Genomic DNA, 18,303 nt, shown 5'->3' on the forward strand with positions numbered 1-18,303 from the left:
ACTCTCCCCTCAGTGATTGACACTACGCAAAACGTTGTCGACGGCTGTACCCAACTTGTCGACGATCTGATCGATCTCGTCAGCCGAAGCGATATAGGGCGGCGCCAGCAGCACATGGTCGCCGCGGACGCCATCCACAGTGCCGCCGCCGGGATAGCAGCCGAGCCCGTTGGCGAAGGCTCCCGCCTTGATCTTCTGATTGAGCTTGAGTGCCGGGTCGAACGAGATGCGGCTGGCACGATCGGCGACGAGCTCGATCGCCCAGAATAGCCCGCGTCCCCTGATATCTCCGACATGGCGGTGATTGCCGAGGCGCTCGGTGAGCCGCTGTTCGAGCTGCTTGCCGCGCTGCTTCACTTGCTCAAGCAAATTGTCCTCCCGTATCACGTCCTGCACCGCGAGCGCAGCCGCGCAGGCGAGGGGATGCGCCAGATAAGTATGGCCGTGCTGGAACGCGCCCGAGCCGGAGCGGATGGTGTCGATGATCTTGCCGCTCGCAAGCATTGCGCCGATTGGCTGGTAGCCGCCGCCGAGCCCCTTTGCGATCGCCTGGATATCCGGGGCGACGCCTTCCTGCTGCCAGGCGTGCGTGGTGCCGGTGCGGCCCATGCCGCACATGACCTCATCGAGAATGAGAAGAGCGCCGTGCCGGTCGCAGATCTCGCGCACCGCCTTGAAATAGCCGTCGGGCGCGGTCACCGCGCCGGCGGTGGCGCCGACGACCGGCTCGGCGAGGAATGCAGCAACGGTGTTCGGACCAAGACGCTGGAACTCGGCCTCGAGTTCTGCGGCGAGCCGCGCCACGAACTGCGTGTCGGACTCGCCGTCGTGCTTCTCGTGATACGCAAACGCCGGCGTGACGTGGCTGAAGGCGGCCGAGAGCAGGGGCGCATAGGGCGCGCGGCGCCAGGCGTTGCCGCCGGCGGCCAGCGCGCCGAGCGTGTTGCCGTGATAGCTCTGCCGCCGCGCGATGAAATGCTGTCGCTGCGGCTCGCCGCGCTCGATGAAATATTGTCGCGCGAGCTTGATGCTGGCTTCGATCGCCTCCGATCCGCCGCTGACGAAATAGGCGTAAGCGAGACCACCGGGCTCATGCCCGACCAGCGCCTCTGCGAGCGCCTCGGCCGGCTCGGAGGAGAAGAAGGCGGTGTGGGCATAGGCGAGCGTCGAGGCCTGCTTCGTCATTGCCGCGATCACGCGCGGATGCTGATGGCCGAGGCAGGACACCGCGGCGCCGCCGGACGCGTCGATCACGCGCCGCCCATCCTCGGCAAAGAGATAAACGCCTTCGCCGCCGATCGCCTTGGGGGGCGTCTCACGCAACGAGCGATGCAGCACGCGGCTGGTGCGGGTGCTCATGGATCAACCTTTCTCTGAGACGTAGGTGGAAGTCGCGGCCAGCCGCGCCTCGGTGTCCTGGAGCCGTTTCTTGGCGGCGGTGCCGCCGAGGGAGAACGTCACTGCGGCCAGCGACTGCGCAATCGCGAGCGCGCCGGTGAGGCTCGGGAAGAAGCCGGGCGAGGAGGCGGCTTCGAACAGCAAGACGTGGTCGGCGCCCTCGGCCATCGGCGCGGCTACGCTGTCCGCGATCGCGATCAGCCTCGCGCCGGCACGATAGGCAGCCTGTGCGACCCGGACGCTGGCATTGGTGTAAGGCATGAAGCCGATGACGATCACGGCCTCGCCGGGCCGGAATGCGCCGAGATCGAGATCGTCGGGGCCGGACGCGCCGACGATCTGCACCTGCTCGGGGCGAAACAGCCGGAGTTCGTAGTTGAGCAATTCCGCGACGCTGCGGCAGCTGCGATAGCCGGTGATCCAGATCCGTTTTGCATCGTGCAGGGTGCGGGCCGCGTCCGCGATCGCGTGGGCGGAGATGCGCGGCAGGCCCGCAGCCTCGGCCTCGAGCTTGTCGGTGATGAGCGTGACGTCTGAGTCCGGGCCGTGGCGGCGGCCTTTGGCGCGAGCCGAGAAGGGCGAGGTCGGCGACGGCCGCCGTGCCTCCGTCAGCGCGGCGCGTAAGTCGTCCCAGCCGGAATAGCCGATCGCCTTCGCAAGGCGCGTGAACGCCGCAGGATCTGCACCGGCTTCCGCCGCCAGATCGCGCATCGAACGCGTGGTGGCGTCATAATCGTTGGCTGCGACGAAACGTCCGACCTCCTGCAACCGCATCGGAAGCGATGGCAATGCAATGCGCAGTTCGCTCAGCGGCGAGGATTTCGCGGGCTCGACCATGAAACATTTGTTGCACGGTTCTTGGTTTGGTGCAACAGTTGACGTGAGCCGCCGGAAATCGCTGTTTTCAGGAAGGATTTTTGTGCCGTGACCTCAGACGATCCCAGGCCGCCGCCGCGCCGCAGCTTTTTCGGCGCGCTCGGGCCGAACGAACTGAAGGGCCTGTTCTGGCAGGTGTTGGTGGTCGGCATTGCGGTCGCCGTCATCGTGTTCCTCTGGTCCAACACCGTCACCAACCTCTCGGCTCGCCGCATCACCACCGGCTTTGCCTTTCTCGGCCGCGAAGCAGGCATGCCGATCGCCGACAGCCTGCTGGCCTACAATCCGAAAGACAGCTACCTCTGGGCCTTCGTCGTCGGCGTCGCCAACACGTTGCGTGTCGCCGTGATCGGCATCGTGCTTGCGACCATATTTGGTACGCTGATCGGGATATCGCGGCTGTCGGCGAACTGGCTGCTGTCGCGGTTCGCTGCCGTCTATGTCGAAGTCCTGCGCGACATCCCGCTGCTGCTTCAGCTGTTGTTCTGGTACGTGTTGATGCAGGCGTTGCCGGCCGCGCGTGCGGCGTGGCGGCCGGTCGAGGGCGTCTTCCTCTCCAATCGCGGTCTGATCCTGCCGGCGATCCCGGTGGGCTCGCCGCAGCTCTGGGTGCTCGGCGCGGCCGTGCTGGGCTGCGCTGCTTTCTTTGTCATTCAGCGATGGCTGGTCGCGCAGCAGATCCGTGACGGCAAGCCGCGGCCGGCCTGGCCCTTTGCGCTTGGTCTCATTGTCGTGCTGCCGGTAGCGGTGTCGCTGTTGCTCGGCGTGTCCTGGACAATCGAATGGCCTGAGCTGCGCGGCTTCAACTTCGTCGGCGGGCTGACGCTCGCGCCGGAATATTTCGCGCTGCTGATCGCCCTCGTCACTTATACGTCGGCTTTCATCGCCGAGATCGTGCGGAGCGGCATCCAGTCGGTGCCGCGCGGGCAGTGGGACGCCGCCAGCGCGCTCGGCCTGCGCCGCAGCTTCATGCTGCGGCAGATCATCCTGCCGCAGGCGCTGCGCGTGATCGTGCCGCCGATGACGAGCCAGTATCTCAATTTGACCAAGAACTCCTCGCTCGCCGTCGCGATCGGTTACCAGGACGTAGTCTCGGTCGCCAACACCACGCTGAACCAGACCGGGCAGGCGATCGAGGCGATCTCGCTGATCATGGCTGTCTTCCTCACGATCAGCCTCGGCATCAGCTTCTTCATGAACTGGTTCAATGCGCGCATCGCGCTGGCGGAGCGCTGAGCATGACGGCAATCACTGATATGCCGGACTTGCCGCGCGCTGCCCGACGTCCGCAAATCGGCAATCCGGTGCTGCGCTGGCTGCGTACCAATCTGTTTTCATCGATCCCCAATGGCATTCTGACGGTCGTTCTGCTGGCGGTACTGACGAAAGGCGTGGTGAGCTTCGTTCAGTGGGGCATTGCGAACGCGGTCTGGTTCGCGCCGGCCAACGATTCCAGCGCCTGCAAGGCAGCGCGCGGCCTTGGTGCCTGTTGGGCCGTCATCCCCGAGAAATACCGGTTCATCCTGTTCGGCACCTATCCGTTCGACGAGCAATGGCGGCCTGCGCTCTCCGTCGTGCTGTTCATCGCGCTGTTCTTTCTCTCCACGCGCCGCGCGCTCTGGCGGCGCGAACTGGCCTATCTCTGGATCGGCGCGCTAGCGCTGATCAGCGTGCTGATGTGGGGCGGCGTGTTCGGGCTGTCCTTCGTCTCGCAGGATCGCTGGGGCGGGCTGCCGGTGACATTGATCCTGGCAACGTTCGGATTGGCGTTCGGCTTCCCTCTCGGCATTCTGGTCGCGCTCGGCCGGCGCTCAAAGCTGCCGGCGATCCGCTCGCTGAGCGTGCTCTATGTCGAACTGATTCGCGGCGTGCCGCTGGTCAGCCTTCTCTTTATGGCGAGCGTGATGTTTCCGCTGTTCATGCCCAGCGGATTCAACATCGACAAGCTGTTGCGAGCGCAGATCGCGATCATTCTTTTTGCGGGCGCCTATCTCGCCGAAGTTATCCGCGGCGGCCTCCAGGCCGTGCCGCGGGGGCAATATGAGGCCGCTGACGCGCTCGGGCTGTCCTACTGGCGCAAACACCGGCTGGTCGTCCTGCCGCAGGCGATTCGCCACGTCATCCCGCCGCTGGTCAACACCTTCATCGCCTTCTTCAAGGATACCAGCCTGGTCCTGATCATCGGCATCTTCGACCTGCTGACGACGGCGAAAACCGCGATCATCGATCCGGCCTGGCAGCAGTTCTCGGTCGAGGTCTATATCTTCGTCGCCGCGATCTATTTCGTCTTCTGTTTCGCGATGTCGCGCTATAGCCGCAGCCTGGAGGCGACGAGCGCGAGGTGAGGGCTTCTTAACCTCGCCCCGCAAGAGCGGGGCGAGGGAGCGCACCGAGCGCGTAGCGCCCTACTTCTTCACCCGCGGATCAATCGGCGTCTGCCCGCGCAGGCCCAAAATGTCCTCCAGCACCTTCGCGCCCGCGATCACCTGCGCATCCGCGCGCGGCGCACCGACGACCTGTACGCCGACCGGCAAGCCGGAGGCGGTGAAGCCGCAGGGCAGCGATAGTGACGGGCAGCAGGCCAGCGTGATCGCGTAGACGATGCCGAGCCATTCGACATAGTTCTCGAACTTCTTGCCGGCGCATTCCGCGACATAGCGATGCTCGATCGGGAAGGGCGGCACGATTGTGGTCGGCGTCAGCAGGAGGTCATACGTCTTGAAGAACTCGATCGCGCGCGCGGTCATGCCGACGCGCTGGGCTTCGGCGCGCGCGAGCTGTTCGACGGTGAGCTTGAGGCCCTCCTCAATGTTCCAGATCACTTCGGGCTTGAGCAGGTCGCGCTTGGTGCGCAGCAGATTGGCCTTGGTGAGCGCGAAATCGAAGGCGCGCAGCACGTGGAAGCATTCATGCGCCTCGCGCCAATCGGGATGCGCCTCCTCGACGATGGCGCCGGCTTCTGCGAAGCGCTCGGCCGCCTTGCGCGTGATCGCCTTCACCTCGGGATCGACCGGTGTGATGCCGAGATTGGGCGAGTAGGCGATACGCTTTGGCTTCCTGCCCGATTGTGCCGCCGACAGGAAAGAGGTTGCAGGCGCCGGCAGTGACAGCGGATCGTCCGCATAGTCGCCGCTCATGGCGTCGAGCAGCAATGCGAGGTCCTCGACATTGCGCGCCATCGGGCCGACGACGCCGAGATTGCGATCGATGCCGGATTTGGGAGTATGGGCGACGCGGCCGATGCTCGGCCGCATGCCGACGACGCCGCAGAAGGCCGCGGGGCTGCGCAAGGAGCCGCCCATGTCAGAGCCCTGCGCCAGCCACGCCATGCCCGTCGCAAGCGCCACCGCGGCGCCGCCGGAGGAGCCGGCTGCCGACTTCGATGTATCCCAGGGATTGAGCGTCGCGCCGAACACTTCGTTGAAGGTGTTGGCGCCGGCGCCGAATTCCGGCGTGTTGGATTTTGCGTAGACCACCGCGCCATTGGCCTCGAGGTTCTCGACCATGAGGTCGGACGTCACGGGAATGTTGTCCTTGAAGATTGGCGAGCCCTGGGTGTTCAGCACACCCGCGACATCGGTCAGGTCCTTGATCGGCACTGGCAGGCCCGCCAGCAGCCCGCGTGCACCGGCCGGCTTCTGCATCAGAGCTTTCGCGTTGCTCCGCGCGCGGTCGAAGCACAGCGTCGGCAGTGCGTTGACCTTGCCGTCGACCTCACTGATGCGCCTCTCCACCACGTCCAGCAACTCGAGTGGAGAAATGTCGCCGGAGCGCAGCTTGTCGACGACGGTGCAGGCGGTTTCGCGGATCAGGTCTTGAGACAATTATTTTACTCCTATGCTTGTTGGGTCGTCGTTGCGACCGCCGCGAAGCAATCCAGACTGCCACAGCGGATGCATTCCTGGATTGCTTCGCTGCGCTCGCAATGACGGATCAACTAACCCCATCCTGCGCTGATGCCGCCGTCGACCGTGTAGATCACGCCGGACGTATAGCCGGCGCGATCCGACGCGAGGAACGCCATGAGGTCGCCGATCTCGCGCGCATGCGCGGGGCGGCCGAGCGGGAGGCTCTTCTGGAATTCCTTGTAACGGTTCTCGTCGCCGAACTGGTGCTTTGCGCGCGTCTTGAGCAGCGTGACGTGACGGTCGGTGCCGACAGGGCCGGGATTGATGCCGACCACGCGGATGTTGTCGGCGAGGCTCTTGCCCCCGAGCGCGCGGGTGAAAGCCATCAGCGCGGCATTGCCGGCGCTCCCGCAGATGTAATTCGCGTCGAATTTTTCGCCGGCAGCACCGATGTCGTTGACGATGACGCCGCCGCCCTTGGCCTTCATCTGCGCGTAAATCTGCCGCGTCAGGTTGATATAGCCGAACACCTTCAATTCCCAGGCGTGGCGCCAGGTGGCTTCATCGATCTTGTCGATCGAGCCGCCGGGGATGTCGCCGGCATTGTTGACGAGCACGTCGATGTCGGCGGCCTCTTTTGCCAGCCGCGCGAGATCCTCGGCATCGCGCAAATCCACGATGCTGGTCGCAGTATCGATCTGATGCGCCGAGCGCAAGCGGTCGGCCAGCGCCTTGAGTTGCTCGCCGTTGCGGGCAGCAAGCAGGAGATGCGCGCCTTCCTCTGCAAACGCTTCGGCGGCAGCAGCGCCAATGCCCTTGGACGCGCCTGTGATCAGGACGCGCTTGCCACGCAGATGCAGATCCATGAGAGGTACTCGCTCGGTGGGAACTGAATGAAATCAGTAGGCGGTACGTCGCGCCACGGTCAACATTGCAGTGCAGCGTTGCACTGCCGCTGACTTTGGTCCATTGCAGTGCGGTCAAAAAGGCGGCGGCTGCCGGACTAAAAAAGGACGTTCTCGATGAGCAAGAAACAATACCGGATCGCAGTCATTCCCGGCGACGGCATCGGCAAGGAAGTGATGCCGGAGGGCCTGCGCGTTTTGGAGGCAGCCGCGAAGAAGCACGGGGTCTCCCTGCATTTTGATCATTTCGACTTCTCGTCCTGGGAATATTACGAGAAGCACGGCCAGATGATGCCGGACGACTGGAAAGAGAAGATCGGCAAGCATGACGCGATCTATTTCGGCGCGGTCGGCTGGCCGGCCAAGATTCCGGATCACGTCTCGCTGTGGGGCTCGCTGATCAAGTTTCGGCGCGAGTTCGATCAGTATGTGAATCTGCGCCCGGTGCGGTTGATGCCCGGCGTGCCGTCGCCGCTGGCGGGCCGCAAGCCCGGTGATATCGATTTCTGGGTGGTGCGTGAGAACACCGAAGGCGAATATTCCTCGGTCGGGGGCCGCATGTTCCCCGACACCGACCGCGAGTTCGTCACCCAGCAGACGGTGATGACCCGGGTGGGCGTCGACCGCATCCTGAAGTTCGCCTTCGAGCTCGCGCAGTCGCGGCCGAAGAAGCATTTGACGTCGGCGACCAAGTCCAACGGCATCTCCATCACCATGCCCTATTGGGACGAGCGCGTGGAGGCGATGGCGAAGAAGTTTCCGGGCGTGAAGTGGGACAAGTACCACATCGACATTCTCACCGCGAACTTCGTGCTGCATCCGGACTGGTTCGACGTCGTTGTCGGCTCCAACCTGTTCGGTGACATCCTGTCCGACCTCGGCCCAGCCTGCACCGGCACGATCGGTATCGCGCCGTCAGGCAACATCAATCCCGAGGGCGATTTCCCGTCGGTGTTCGAGCCGGTGCACGGCTCGGCGCCTGACATCGCAGGGCAGGGCATTGCCAACCCGATCGGCGCGATCTGGTCGGGCGCGATGATGCTCGAGCATCTCGGTGAGAAGGTCGCCGGCAAGTCGATTGTCGATGCGATCGAACGGACGCTGGCTGAGCGTACGCTGCGCACCAAGGACCTCGGCGGCAACGCCGACACGACCGCCTGCGGCAAGGCGGTCGCGGATATGGTGGATTAAGGCGCGCTGCCAACGAAGACGTCGTCCCGGCCTTCGCCGGGATGACGCCAGTTGTGATGGCTTATCCGGCAATCTTCTCAAGCGCCGCCTCGTCCAGCCCGAACTTCTTCCCGGCTTCCAGAATTTCCTGCCAGGTGGTTGGATCGACCGGAATGCCTTCGGCGAGCCGCTTCTTTTTGGTCTCGCGCTCGGGTTCGCCGGCGATCTTGACCTTGTCGACGCCGGGGCCTGGAGGCGAGCCGGTGTGCCAGGCGACGAAGCTCTCGACTTCGCGCGCCAGGTTCTCGCCGGTGCCGAGCTTGCCCGGATCGATGATGATCGAGAGCATGCCGTTGAGGACGTTGTACTTACCGTCGGACGGGCCCTTGACCACCTGCCCGCCGGAGAGCGCGCCGCCGAGGATTTCACACACCAGCGCGAGCCCCGAGCCCTTGTGCTCGCCGAACGGCAGGATGGCGCCGTGCGGCGGGATCACGGTGTAGCGCGGATTGGTGGTCGGCTTGCCCTCGTTGTCGATGATGGTGCCGGGCTCCAGTTCGACGCCCTTGTTGTGGGCGACGCGGGTCTTGCCTTGCGCAATCCTGCTGGTGGCAAAGTCGAGCACGATCGGGTCCTTGCCCCTGCGCGGGATGCCCACGCAGAACGGGTTGGTGCCGTGGCGCGCATCGCTGCCGCCCCAGGGCGCCACGATCGGACGCGAGATCACGTTGACAAAGTGGATCGACACCAGTCCGTGGTCGATGCACTGCTCGGCCCAATGGCCGATGCGGCCGATGTGGTGGGCGTTGGAGAGGCCGACGAGACACACGCCGTTGCTCTTGGCGCGCTCTGCCGCCAGCTCCATCGCTTCATGGCCGATCACCTGGCCGTATCCGGTGAGACCGTCGAGGGTGAGGAGCGGACCGGTGTCGAGCACGATCTTGACGTGCTGGTTCACGGCGAGGCCGCCCGTGGTGACGCTCGAAACATAGCGCGGGATCATGCCGACGCCGTGCGAGTCATGTCCCTTCAGATTAGCCTCGACGAGATTGGTGGACACGAGCTCGGCTTCGCGATCCGTAGACCCGCCTGCCTTGACGATGGCGCGGATGACGTTGATGAGCGGTTCTGCCTTGATGGTGCGATAGTCGGCCATTGTTGTTGCTCTTATCCCTTCACGATCCTGCGGCAGTGGACCCATGCCGCTTCAATCAGGTTCTCGCTCGCCTCCGGCGTGCGGAAGGCAGAATGCGCCGACAGCGTCACGTTCGGTATCTTGGTCAGCGGATGATCCGCGGGCAGCGGCTCGATGTTGAAGACATCGAGGCCGGCATGGCGTATGTGGCCCGACTTCAGTGCGTCGATCATTGCTTGCTCGTCGACGACGGCGGCGCGCGCGGTGTTGATGAGAATGACGCCCGGCTTCATCTTCGCGATCTTTTCGCGCGTGATCATGCCGCGCGTCTCGTCATTGAGCAGCAGATGCAACGAGACCACGTCGCTCTTCGCCAGGACCGTGTCGAGATCAGTGAACTCCACACCGGGATAGGTCTTCGGCGAGCGGTTCCAGGCAATCACCTTCATGCCGCTGCCGGACGCGATGCGCGCGACTTCGGCGGCGATACCGCCGAAGCCGATCAGGCCCAGCGTCTTGCCGGTGAGCTGCATGCCGTCCTCGCGCAGCCAATTGCCGACGCGCATCTCGCGATCCATCATCGCGATGATGCGCGCGGAGGACCACATCAATGCGATCGCGGATTCAGCCACGGCCGTGTCGCCATAGCCCTTGATCAGATGCACGGAGATGCCGAGCTCGGCGAGTTCTTCGGGATTCATATAGCTGCGCGCGCCGGTGCCTAGGAACACGACGTGCTTGAGGCCCGCGCATTTTCTCGCGACTTCGGTGGGAAGCGCGGTGTGGTCCACGATCGCGATCTCGGCGCCGTCGAGGATCTCCGGATATTGCTCGGGCTTGATATCGGGATCCCGGTGGATCCGCACCTTGGGATCGCCGGGCTTCTCCAGCCGCTCCATGATCACGGCAAGCGCTTCATTGGCGTCGACGAAAACTCCGCGCATGTCTGTCTCCGATCAGGATGCGACGCCGGCGATCGCCAGCACGGTATGCATCAGCACGTTTGTGCCCGCGGCGCAGTCGGGCTGCGTGGCGTCCTCCAGCTCGTTGTGGCTGATGCCGTCCTTGCAGGGCACGAACACCATCGCCGCCGGCATCACCGTATTGAGGTTGCAGGCATCGTGGCCGGCGCCGGAGGTGATGCGGCGGGAGGAATAGCCGAGCGTCTTGGCCGCATTCTCGACAGCCGCAATGAGCTTCGGGTCGAAATGCGTCGGCGGCTTGCGCCAGACGAGATCAATCTTGACCTCGACCTTGCGGCGCGCGGCGATCTCCGAGATCGCGGCACGCAGGTCATGATCGAGCGCATCCATGATCGCGCCGTCCGCGCTGCGGCAGTCCATAGTGAACGCGATCTCGCCGGGAATGACGTTGCGCGAGGGATTTGCGATCACGGCCTCGCCGATGGTGCCGACCGCGTTCGGTCCGTGCTTCTTCGCGATGGCCTCCATCGCCAGCACGATCTCCGACAGCGTTGCGAGTGCGTCGCGACGCAGCGGCATTGGCGTCGAGCCCGCATGGCTCTCGAAGCCGGAGATCTTGCCGTCGTACCACAATACGCCCTGTCCGGAATCGACGACGCCGATGGTCTTGCCTTCCGCTTCGAGGATCGGACCTTGCTCGATATGCAATTCGACAAAGCAGCCGAGCTTCTGAAAACCGACCGGCTTGTCGCCGCGATAGCCGATGCTGTCGAGCGCCTGGCCGACGGTGGAGCCCTCGATGTCCTTGCGCGAGAGAATGTCGTCGGTGGTGAAATCGCCGACGTAAGCTGCGGACGCCATCATCGCCGGGGCGAAGCGCGAGCCTTCCTCGTTGGTCCAGTTGACGATGCAGATCGGCGCCTCGGTCTCGATGCCGGCGTCGTTCAGCGTGCGGATCACCTCCAGCGCGCCGAGCGTGCCCAAAATGCCGTCGTATTTGCCGCCGGTCGGCTGGGTATCGAGATGCGAGCCGATGCCGACGGGCAGCTTCGACATGTCGCGACCCTTGCGCAGGCCGAACTGCGAGCCGAGTGCATCGACGTGCACCTCGAGGCCGGCGTCTTCACATGCTTTCCGGAACCAGTCGCGAACCTGCTTGTCTTCGCCGCTCAGCGTCAGCCGCCTTACACCGCCCTTGGCCGTCGCGCCGAATTGCGCGGTCTCGTGGATGGAGCCCCAGAGGCGGGCGGAATCGATCTGCAAATTAGTCGCGGCTCGGCTCATGCGTCAGTCTCTCATTGGTCCGGCGCCTGTTTCAATGACGCGCCAACGCGGGCGCGTCAACCGCGAGGCTGCTCTGCGCAATCTGACATGCAAGCTCGGCGACGCGCTCCACCGCGACGACGTCGGGCGAGGCGAGCCAGCTTGCTGTAAACGTCAGCGGCGCGATCTCCAGATCGGTGTCGAGCAATTGCAGCCGGCCATCGGCGAGCTCGTTCTCGACGATGGCGTCGGGGATCACGGCGATGCCGAGCCCTTCCACCGCCATGTGGATCACGGTGGCGAGAGAGGCCGAGGCGTGGAGACGGATCGGTGGCAAGTCCGGCCGGTCGAACACCTCGCGCACGACCTCGTATGGCCTGGTCTTGCGCGGAAAAGTGATGATCGGAAACCGCGCGAGATCGGCGGGCGTCACCGGGCCATGGCCGAGCCCGAGTGACGGGCTTGCGAGAAAGCCGATCGGATAATCGGCGAGCACGCGGTTGTGCACGCCCGAGGCCGACAGCGGCCCGACCACGAAGGCAAGCTCGATCTCCTGCGCGAGCAGGCGCGCGGTGAGGTTCGGCGTGATGTCGACCTCGATCTCCAACGACAGGTTGGGGTAGATCTGGTTCATGCTCTTCACCAGCCGCGGCAGCCAGGTGTGCACGATGGTCTCGGCGACGCCGAGCCGCATCACGCCGCGCATCGCCGAGCGGTCGCCGATCTCGGCCATCATCTGAGCGCGCAGGCCGATCAGCTTTTCCGCATAGACCATCATCTGCCGGCCGCTCGGGGTGGGCGACGCCACGCGATGATCGCGGTTCAGGAGTTTTACGCCCATCTCGCGCTCGAGCTGGGCGATGCGCTGGGAGATCGCCGGCTGGGTCGTATTGAGCCGCGCTGCGGCGCCACGGAAGCTGCCGAGCTTCACGACCCAGAGGAAGGTTTCGATCGACCTGAAGTCCAGCATTGGAGTGATTTTCCTGATCGATAAAATAGATTTATCGATATCGATTAAAAAGGACGATTAGACTTTATAGTATGCTTGATGTTGGCTACGCTTGTCGAGTTCATAGGCAGGTCGATCACATGACTGTTTTAGTGGCAGCGCAGCAAACTGGAACACCCGACACTCTCCCGAGCCGCCAGGCCCGGCTCGCCTATCGTGGCGGCGAGGTCGGCTCCACCGCAGGGATCGCGCCCGGCTTCGTCCAGGGCAATCTGGCGATCCTGCCGGCTGAATTCGCCGGCGCCTTTCACCGCTTCTGCCAGCTCAATCCGAAACCGTGCCCGATCATCGGCATGTCCGACGTCGGCAGCCCGCACATCCCGGCGCTCGGCGCCGATCTCGATATCCGCACCGACGTCCCGCGCTACCGCGTCTGGCGCGACGGCGAGGTCGTGGACGAGCCGACCGACGTGACCAAGCATTGGCGCGATGATCTCGTGACCTTCGTGCTCGGCTGCTCATTCTCGTTCGAAGAGGCGCTGCTCGACGAGGGCATGCCGATCCGCCACATCGAGCAGAACGTGCGGGTGCCGATGTACCGCACCAACATCGCCTGCGGCGAGGCCGGCCCGTTCGCGGGGCCGATGGTGGTCTCGATGCGTCCGTTCAAGCCGGCGGATGCGATCCGCGCGGTGCAGATCACCTCGCGCTATCCCGCCGTGCACGGCGCGCCGGTGCATCTCGGCCATCCGCATCTGATTGGCATCAAGGACATCGCCAAGCCCGACTATGGTGATCCCGTACCTGTCGCCGATGACGAGATTCCGGTGTTCTGGGCCTGCGGCGTGACGCCGCAATCAGTCATCAATGCAGCCAAGGTCCCGTTCGCGATTACGCATTCGCCCGGCCTGATGCTGGTGACGGATCTGAAGAACAGGAACATGGCCGTGATTTAGTGGGCAGCATTTGCTGCTTCTTCAGGCTTTACGCAGTTTGCCAATCGTTTCATTCGATACGCGCAATAACAGGGGACTTTGCCAATGACGATCACTCGCCGCGACGTTCTGCTCGGAGCCACCGCCGCTGCCGCGCTGTTGCCGCTAGCCGCGCGCGCGCAAACCTCTGAGGTGGTGATCGGCGCGACCTATCCCTTGTCGGGCGCCGGCGCCCAGGTAGGGGTCGACGCGCAGCGCGCATTCGAAACCGCAATCGACATCATCAACAACGATCAGGACTTCGATCTTCCGCTGGCGAAGGGTGTCGGCTTGCCGGGTCTCGGCGGCGCCAAGATCCGCATGGTGTACGCCGACCACCAGGGCGACCCGCAAAAGGGACGCGCCGAAGCCGAGCGACTGATCACCCAGGAGAAAGTCTGCGCGGTGCTCGGCTCCTATCAGAGCGCAGTCGCGGTCACGGTCAGCCAGATCTGCGAGCGTTACCAGATCCCGTTCTTGTCGGCGGACAATTCTTCGCCGAGCCTGCATCGCCGCGGACTGAAGTACTATTTCCGCGCCTCGCCGCATGACGAGATGTTCTCGGCCGGGATGTTCGATTTCCTCGACTCGATGAAGAAGAAGGGCGTCAAGGCCGACACGCTGGCGCTGTTCCACGAAGACACGATCTTCGGCACCGACTCCGCCAACGCCCAGACCAAGCTCGCAGCCGAGCGCGGCTACAAGATCGTCGCCGACATCAAGTACCGCGCCAACTCGCCGTCTTTGTCTGCCGAAGTCCAGCAGCTCAAGGCCGCCAATGCCGACGTGCTGCTGCCCTCGAGCTACACCACGGACGGCATCCTGTTGGTCAAGACGATGGCGGAGCTCGGCTACAAGCCGAACGCGATCCTGGCCCAGGCAGCCGGCTTCTCCGAAAAGGCGCTTTACGACGCCGTCGGCGACAAGCTCGAAGGCGCAATCACCCGCGGCAGCTTCTCGCTCGATCTTGCCGCCAAGCGGCCGATGGTCGGCAAGATCAACGATCTGTTCAAGGCGAAATCGGGCAAGGATCTCAACGACAACACGTCGCGGCAGTTCATGGCGATGATCGTGATTGCGGACGCCATCAACCGCGCCAAGTCGACCGACGGCGAGAAGATTCGCGACGCGATGGCCGCAACCGACATTCCGGGCGAGCAGACCATCATGCCCTGGAAGCGGGTCAAGTTCGACGACATGGGCCAGAACAACGACGCCGATCCGGTGCTGCTGCAATATATCGGCGGCAAGTTTGTCACCATCTTCCCGTCGCAGGCGGCGGTGGCCGAAGCTGTCTGGCCGATGAAGTGAGGATGGAATCGGGAGCTCGGACGATAGCTCCCGATCCTGGTCCTGCGAGTAAGACGGAGCCCGCGTCGGGAGAGACGAGGGCGGCCCGTTCTTTGCGATGCGCGTTCGATGACGCCCCTCGGGGGTGAGAGCTTTTCTGGGGGACAAGTTGCTGACAGTCGAAACCGTTGTCCAAAGTCTCGCGAGCGGCCTGCTGATGGGCCTGCTCTACGGACTGATCGCCGTCGGCCTCGCGCTGATCTTCGGCCTGATGGACGTCACGAACTTCGCCCATGGCGAGTTCCTGATGATCGCGATGTACGCGTCCTTCTTTCTGTTCACGTTCTTCGCCATCGATCCCTTGCTTTCGGCGCCGCTGGTCGCGGCGGCGATGTTCGTGTTCGGCGCGGTGGTCTACCTGTTGATTGTACGCTTCGCCATGCGCGCCAAGGCCAATGCCGGCATGGTGCAGATCTTCACCACCTTCGGCCTGGCCATCGTCATGCGCGGACTGGCCCAGCTGTTCTTCACGCCGGACTATCGCAGCATTCCGCAATCCTGGCTCGGCGGTAAAACCGTCTCGATTGCAGGCATTTTCCTGCCGGAGCCGCAGCTGGTCGGTGCGCTGGTCTCGATCGCGGCTTTTGCCGGCCTCTACTTCTTCATCCACCGCACCGATTTCGGCCGCGCGCTGGAAGCCACCCGTGAAGATCCCGGTGCGGTCGCGCTCGTCGGTATCGACAAGAACCGCGTGTTCGCGTTCGGTTGGGGCCTTGGCGCTGCGCTTGTCGGCCTCGCCGGCGCGATCATGGCCGTGTTTTTCTACATCTATCCCGACGTTGGCGCATCCTTTGCGCTGATTGCCTATGTCACGGTGGCGCTCGGCGGCTTTGGCAGCGTGTTCGGCGCCTTTGCCGGCGGTATCATTGTCGGCCTGGTTGAAGCGGTGACCGCCCTGATGCTGCCGCCCTCCCTGAAGTCGGTCGGCATCTATGCGGTGTACTTGCTCGTCGTCTTCATCCGGCCGCGCGGCCTGTTCGGGTCAATGTGATGGACAAGAATTATACCGCGCGGCGTCGTCGCGATCTCATCATTGCCGCAGTGCTGGCCGCACTGGCCGCGCTTGCGCCGCTGTTCGTCAAGAACGTCTACATCCAGAACATCCTGGTCCTGACCTTGATGTATGCGGCGCTGTCGCAGAGCTGGAACATCCTCTCTGGCTATTGCGGACAGATCTCGTTGGGCCACGCTCTCTATTTCGGCATCGGCGCCTACACGACCGAGCTTTTGTTCACGAAGTTCGGCGTGTTGCCCTGGTTCGGTATGCTCGCCGGCGGTGCGATCGCGGCTCTCATCGCGATGGGGCTCGGCTATCCCTTCTTCCGCCTGCGCGGCCATTACTTCGTGATCGCGACCATCGTCATCGCCGAGATCGGGCTGCTGCTGTTCCAGAACTGGGAATGGGCGGGGGCTGCGATGGGCATCACCATTCCGGTGCGCGGCGACAGCTGGCTGAAATTCCAGTTCATGCGCAGCAAGCTGCCGTATTTCTATTTCGCGCTGGCGCTTTGCTGCCTCGCCTGGTTCGTCACCTGGTGGCTTGAAGACTCCAAATGGGGTTTTTGGTGGCGCGCGGTGAAGGACAATCCGGAAGCCGCTGAAAGCCTCGGCGTCGTCGTGTTCAACTCCAAGATGGGCGCGGCTGCCGTGTCCGCTTTTCTTGTCGCGGTCGGCGGTGCGTTCTACGCGCAGTTCCTCGCTTACATCGATCCCGAAAGCGTCATGGGCTTCCAGTTCTCGCTGCTGATGGCACTCCCGGCCGTGCTCGGCGGCATCGGCACCCTCTGGGGTCCCGTGCTGGGGGCGGCCATCCTGATCCCGATGACGGAGCTGACGCGTTCCTATATCGGCGGCTCCGGCCGCGGCGTCGACCTCATCGTCTATGGCGGGCTGATCGTGGCGATCTCGCTGGCTCTGCCGCAAGGTTTGGTGAGCCTGTTCTCCCGTTCGAAGGCAAAAGGGGCCACGCGATGACCGCGCTCCTTGAAACCCGCGGCGTCTGGCAGCGCTTCGGCGGCCTCGTCGCCAACTCGGACGTCTCGATCTCGGTCGGCCGCGGCGAGATCGTCGGCCTGATCGGCCCCAACGGTGCTGGCAAGTCGACGCTGTTCAATCTTATCGCCGGCGTTCTGCCGCCCACCCAAGGCTCGATCTGGTTCGATGGCGAGGATGTGACAAAACTGCCGGCGGCCGAGCGCTGTCAGCGCGGCGTGGGGCGCACCTTCCAGGTCGTCAAGAGCTTTGAGACCATGACGGTGATCGACAACGTCATCGTCGGTGCGCTCATGCGCAACACGGTGATGCGCGAGGCGCGCCGCAAAGCGCATGAGGTGCTGGAGTTCACCGGCCTTGCCGCGCGCGCCGACGTGCTTGCGAGCGACCTCGTGCCGGCCGAGAAGCGCCGCCTCGAAGTTGCGCGTGCGCTCGCGACCGAACCGAAACTGCTTTTGCTCGACGAAGTCCTCACCGGCCTCACGCCGACCGAGGCGCAGACCGGTGTGGCGCTGGTGCGAAAAGTACGCGATGCTGGCATCACGGTGCTGATGGTCGAGCATGTCATGGAGATCGTGATGCCGCTGGTCGATCGCGCCATCGTGCTCGACCTCGGCAAGGTGCTCGTCGAGGGCAAGCCCGCCGACGTCGTCCGCGATCCCAAGGTGATCAAGGCATATCTGGGAGATCGTCATGCTGTCGGTGCATGAAGTCACGACCGCCTATCAGGGCCTGGTCGCGATCTCCGCGGTCAGTATCGAAGTCACCAAGGGCGAGATTGTCTGTGTCGCCGGCGCCAACGGCGCGGGCAAGTCGACGCTGCTGAAATCCATCGCCGGCGCCGAGCGTCCGCGCTCGGGCACGGTGACGTTCGACGGCAAACGCCTCGACGGCATGGCGCAGCATCACATCACCGCGACAGGCATCGCCTATGTGCCGGAGAACCGCCGGCTGTTCCCGCGCCTGTCGGTGCGCGACAATCTCCGCCTCGGCAGCTATCTCTATCGCGGCGAGGCGGATCGCGAGGGACCGCTCGATCTCGTCTTCAAGCTGTTCCCGCGCCTGTCCGAACGCCTCGATCAGCGCGCCGAAACGCTCTCCGGCGGCGAGCAGCAGATGCTCGCGATCGGTCGCGCCCTGATGACGCGTCCGCGGCTTCTGATGCTCGACGAACCCTCGCAGGGCATCATGCCGAAGCTGGTCGATGAAATCTTCCAGGCGGTGAAAAGCATCCGCGACGCCGGTATGACCGTGCTGATCGTCGAACAGCGCATGGCCGAGTGCCTGGAGATCGCCGACCGCGCCTACATCCTGCAAACAGGTCGCGTGCTGATGCAGGGACCGGCGGCGGAGATCAGGGGCAATCCCGACGTAAGAAAGGCGTATCTGGGGCTGTAGCTGCTGCCGTCATCGCCACAATCTCCGCCGTCATCCTGAGGTGCGCGCCCTTGCGCGCCTCGAAGGATGAGCCGCAAGCGCCCGTAGCCCATCCTTCGAGGCTTCACCTTGCGATGCGTTGC

General features: G+C 64.1%; 17 protein-coding genes. 9 read left to right on the top strand and 8 right to left on the bottom strand.

Going from position 1 to position 18,303, the window contains the following annotated elements:
- Positions 1-9: 9 nt before the first annotated feature.
- Both FXB40_RS22605 and FXB40_RS22610 read right to left on the bottom strand, forming a co-directional pair.
- The gene (locus FXB40_RS22605) at positions 10-1,359 is read right to left on the bottom strand and encodes an aspartate aminotransferase family protein (protein ID WP_148774412.1); all 1,350 of its coding nucleotides are present in this window, start codon (positions 1,357-1,359) and stop codon (positions 10-12) included.
- Between the two features lie 3 nt (positions 1,360-1,362).
- Positions 1,363-2,235 carry a MurR/RpiR family transcriptional regulator gene (locus tag FXB40_RS22610; RefSeq protein ID WP_148774413.1) on the bottom strand — a complete coding sequence of 291 codons (873 nt, stop codon included), beginning with the start codon at positions 2,233-2,235 and terminating at the stop codon, positions 1,363-1,365.
- A gap of 87 nt (positions 2,236-2,322) precedes the next feature.
- Between FXB40_RS22610 and FXB40_RS22615 the strand changes: the two genes are divergently transcribed.
- Entirely contained in the window at positions 2,323-3,510 is a 1,188-nt protein-coding gene (locus tag FXB40_RS22615) for an amino acid ABC transporter permease (protein WP_148774414.1), read from the top strand.
- A gap of 2 nt (positions 3,511-3,512) precedes the next feature.
- Positions 3,513-4,619 (top strand): amino acid ABC transporter permease, encoded by a 1,107-nt coding sequence (locus FXB40_RS22620; RefSeq protein WP_148774415.1) that lies wholly within the window; start codon positions 3,513-3,515, stop codon positions 4,617-4,619.
- Between the two features lie 60 nt (positions 4,620-4,679).
- Here the strand turns inward: FXB40_RS22620 and FXB40_RS22625 are convergent, their stop codons facing one another.
- Both FXB40_RS22625 and FXB40_RS22630 read right to left on the bottom strand, forming a co-directional pair.
- Positions 4,680-6,098, bottom strand: a complete 1,419-nt coding sequence (locus tag FXB40_RS22625) for an amidase (RefSeq protein ID WP_148774416.1) — start codon at positions 6,096-6,098, stop codon at positions 4,680-4,682.
- Between the two features lie 113 nt (positions 6,099-6,211).
- Positions 6,212-6,988: an SDR family oxidoreductase gene (locus FXB40_RS22630; RefSeq protein WP_148774417.1), complete on the bottom strand. Its 777-nt coding sequence runs from the start codon at positions 6,986-6,988 to the stop codon at positions 6,212-6,214.
- 156 nt (positions 6,989-7,144) lie between these two features.
- Between FXB40_RS22630 and FXB40_RS22635 the strand changes: the two genes are divergently transcribed.
- Complete coding sequence (locus FXB40_RS22635; RefSeq protein WP_148774418.1) at positions 7,145-8,218, top strand: tartrate dehydrogenase; 1,074 nt, start codon at positions 7,145-7,147, stop codon at positions 8,216-8,218.
- 61 nt (positions 8,219-8,279) lie between these two features.
- On the opposite strand, the gene FXB40_RS22640 is transcribed toward FXB40_RS22635, so the two are convergent.
- Genes FXB40_RS22640 through FXB40_RS22655 form a run of 4 tightly spaced genes read right to left on the bottom strand, consistent with a single transcriptional unit; the run spans position 8,280 to position 12,488 of the window.
- Positions 8,280-9,353: a malate/lactate/ureidoglycolate dehydrogenase gene (locus FXB40_RS22640; protein WP_148774419.1), complete on the bottom strand. Its 1,074-nt coding sequence runs from the start codon at positions 9,351-9,353 to the stop codon at positions 8,280-8,282.
- Between the two features lie 11 nt (positions 9,354-9,364).
- On the bottom strand, positions 9,365-10,276 hold the full coding sequence (locus tag FXB40_RS22645; RefSeq protein ID WP_148774420.1) for an NAD(P)-dependent oxidoreductase: 912 nt from the start codon (positions 10,274-10,276) through the stop codon (positions 9,365-9,367).
- Positions 10,277-10,288: 12 nt separating this feature from the next.
- Complete coding sequence (locus tag FXB40_RS22650) at positions 10,289-11,539, bottom strand: Zn-dependent hydrolase (protein WP_148774421.1); 1,251 nt, start codon at positions 11,537-11,539, stop codon at positions 10,289-10,291.
- A 31-nt stretch (positions 11,540-11,570) separates the two neighbouring features.
- Positions 11,571-12,488: a LysR family transcriptional regulator gene (locus FXB40_RS22655; RefSeq protein WP_148774422.1), complete on the bottom strand. Its 918-nt coding sequence runs from the start codon at positions 12,486-12,488 to the stop codon at positions 11,571-11,573.
- A 119-nt stretch (positions 12,489-12,607) separates the two neighbouring features.
- On the opposite strand from FXB40_RS22655, the gene FXB40_RS22660 reads away from it, so the two are divergent.
- The 6 genes from FXB40_RS22660 (at position 12,608) to FXB40_RS22685 (ending at position 18,181) form a co-directional block, all read left to right on the top strand.
- Positions 12,608-13,423 (top strand): putative hydro-lyase, encoded by an 816-nt coding sequence (locus tag FXB40_RS22660; protein ID WP_148774423.1) that lies wholly within the window; start codon positions 12,608-12,610, stop codon positions 13,421-13,423.
- Positions 13,424-13,507: 84 nt separating this feature from the next.
- On the top strand, positions 13,508-14,752 hold the full coding sequence (locus tag FXB40_RS22665; RefSeq protein WP_148774424.1) for an ABC transporter substrate-binding protein: 1,245 nt from the start codon (positions 13,508-13,510) through the stop codon (positions 14,750-14,752).
- 151 nt (positions 14,753-14,903) lie between these two features.
- Positions 14,904-15,782: a branched-chain amino acid ABC transporter permease gene (locus FXB40_RS22670; protein ID WP_148774514.1), complete on the top strand. Its 879-nt coding sequence runs from the start codon at positions 14,904-14,906 to the stop codon at positions 15,780-15,782.
- Entirely contained in the window at positions 15,782-16,765 is a 984-nt protein-coding gene (locus FXB40_RS22675; RefSeq protein ID WP_148774425.1) for a branched-chain amino acid ABC transporter permease, read from the top strand. Before FXB40_RS22670 ends, FXB40_RS22675 begins: the two co-directional genes overlap by 1 nt.
- On the top strand, positions 16,762-17,493 hold the full coding sequence (locus tag FXB40_RS22680) for an ABC transporter ATP-binding protein (protein WP_148774426.1): 732 nt from the start codon (positions 16,762-16,764) through the stop codon (positions 17,491-17,493). Before FXB40_RS22675 ends, FXB40_RS22680 begins: the two co-directional genes overlap by 4 nt.
- Positions 17,477-18,181 (top strand): ABC transporter ATP-binding protein, encoded by a 705-nt coding sequence (locus FXB40_RS22685; RefSeq protein WP_148774427.1) that lies wholly within the window; start codon positions 17,477-17,479, stop codon positions 18,179-18,181. Before FXB40_RS22680 ends, FXB40_RS22685 begins: the two co-directional genes overlap by 17 nt.
- Positions 18,182-18,303 lie beyond the last annotated feature (122 nt).

Origin of the sequence: Bradyrhizobium rifense, assembly GCF_008123425.1 — a bacterium.
GTDB classification, from domain to species: domain Bacteria; phylum Pseudomonadota; class Alphaproteobacteria; order Rhizobiales; family Xanthobacteraceae; genus Bradyrhizobium; species Bradyrhizobium rifense.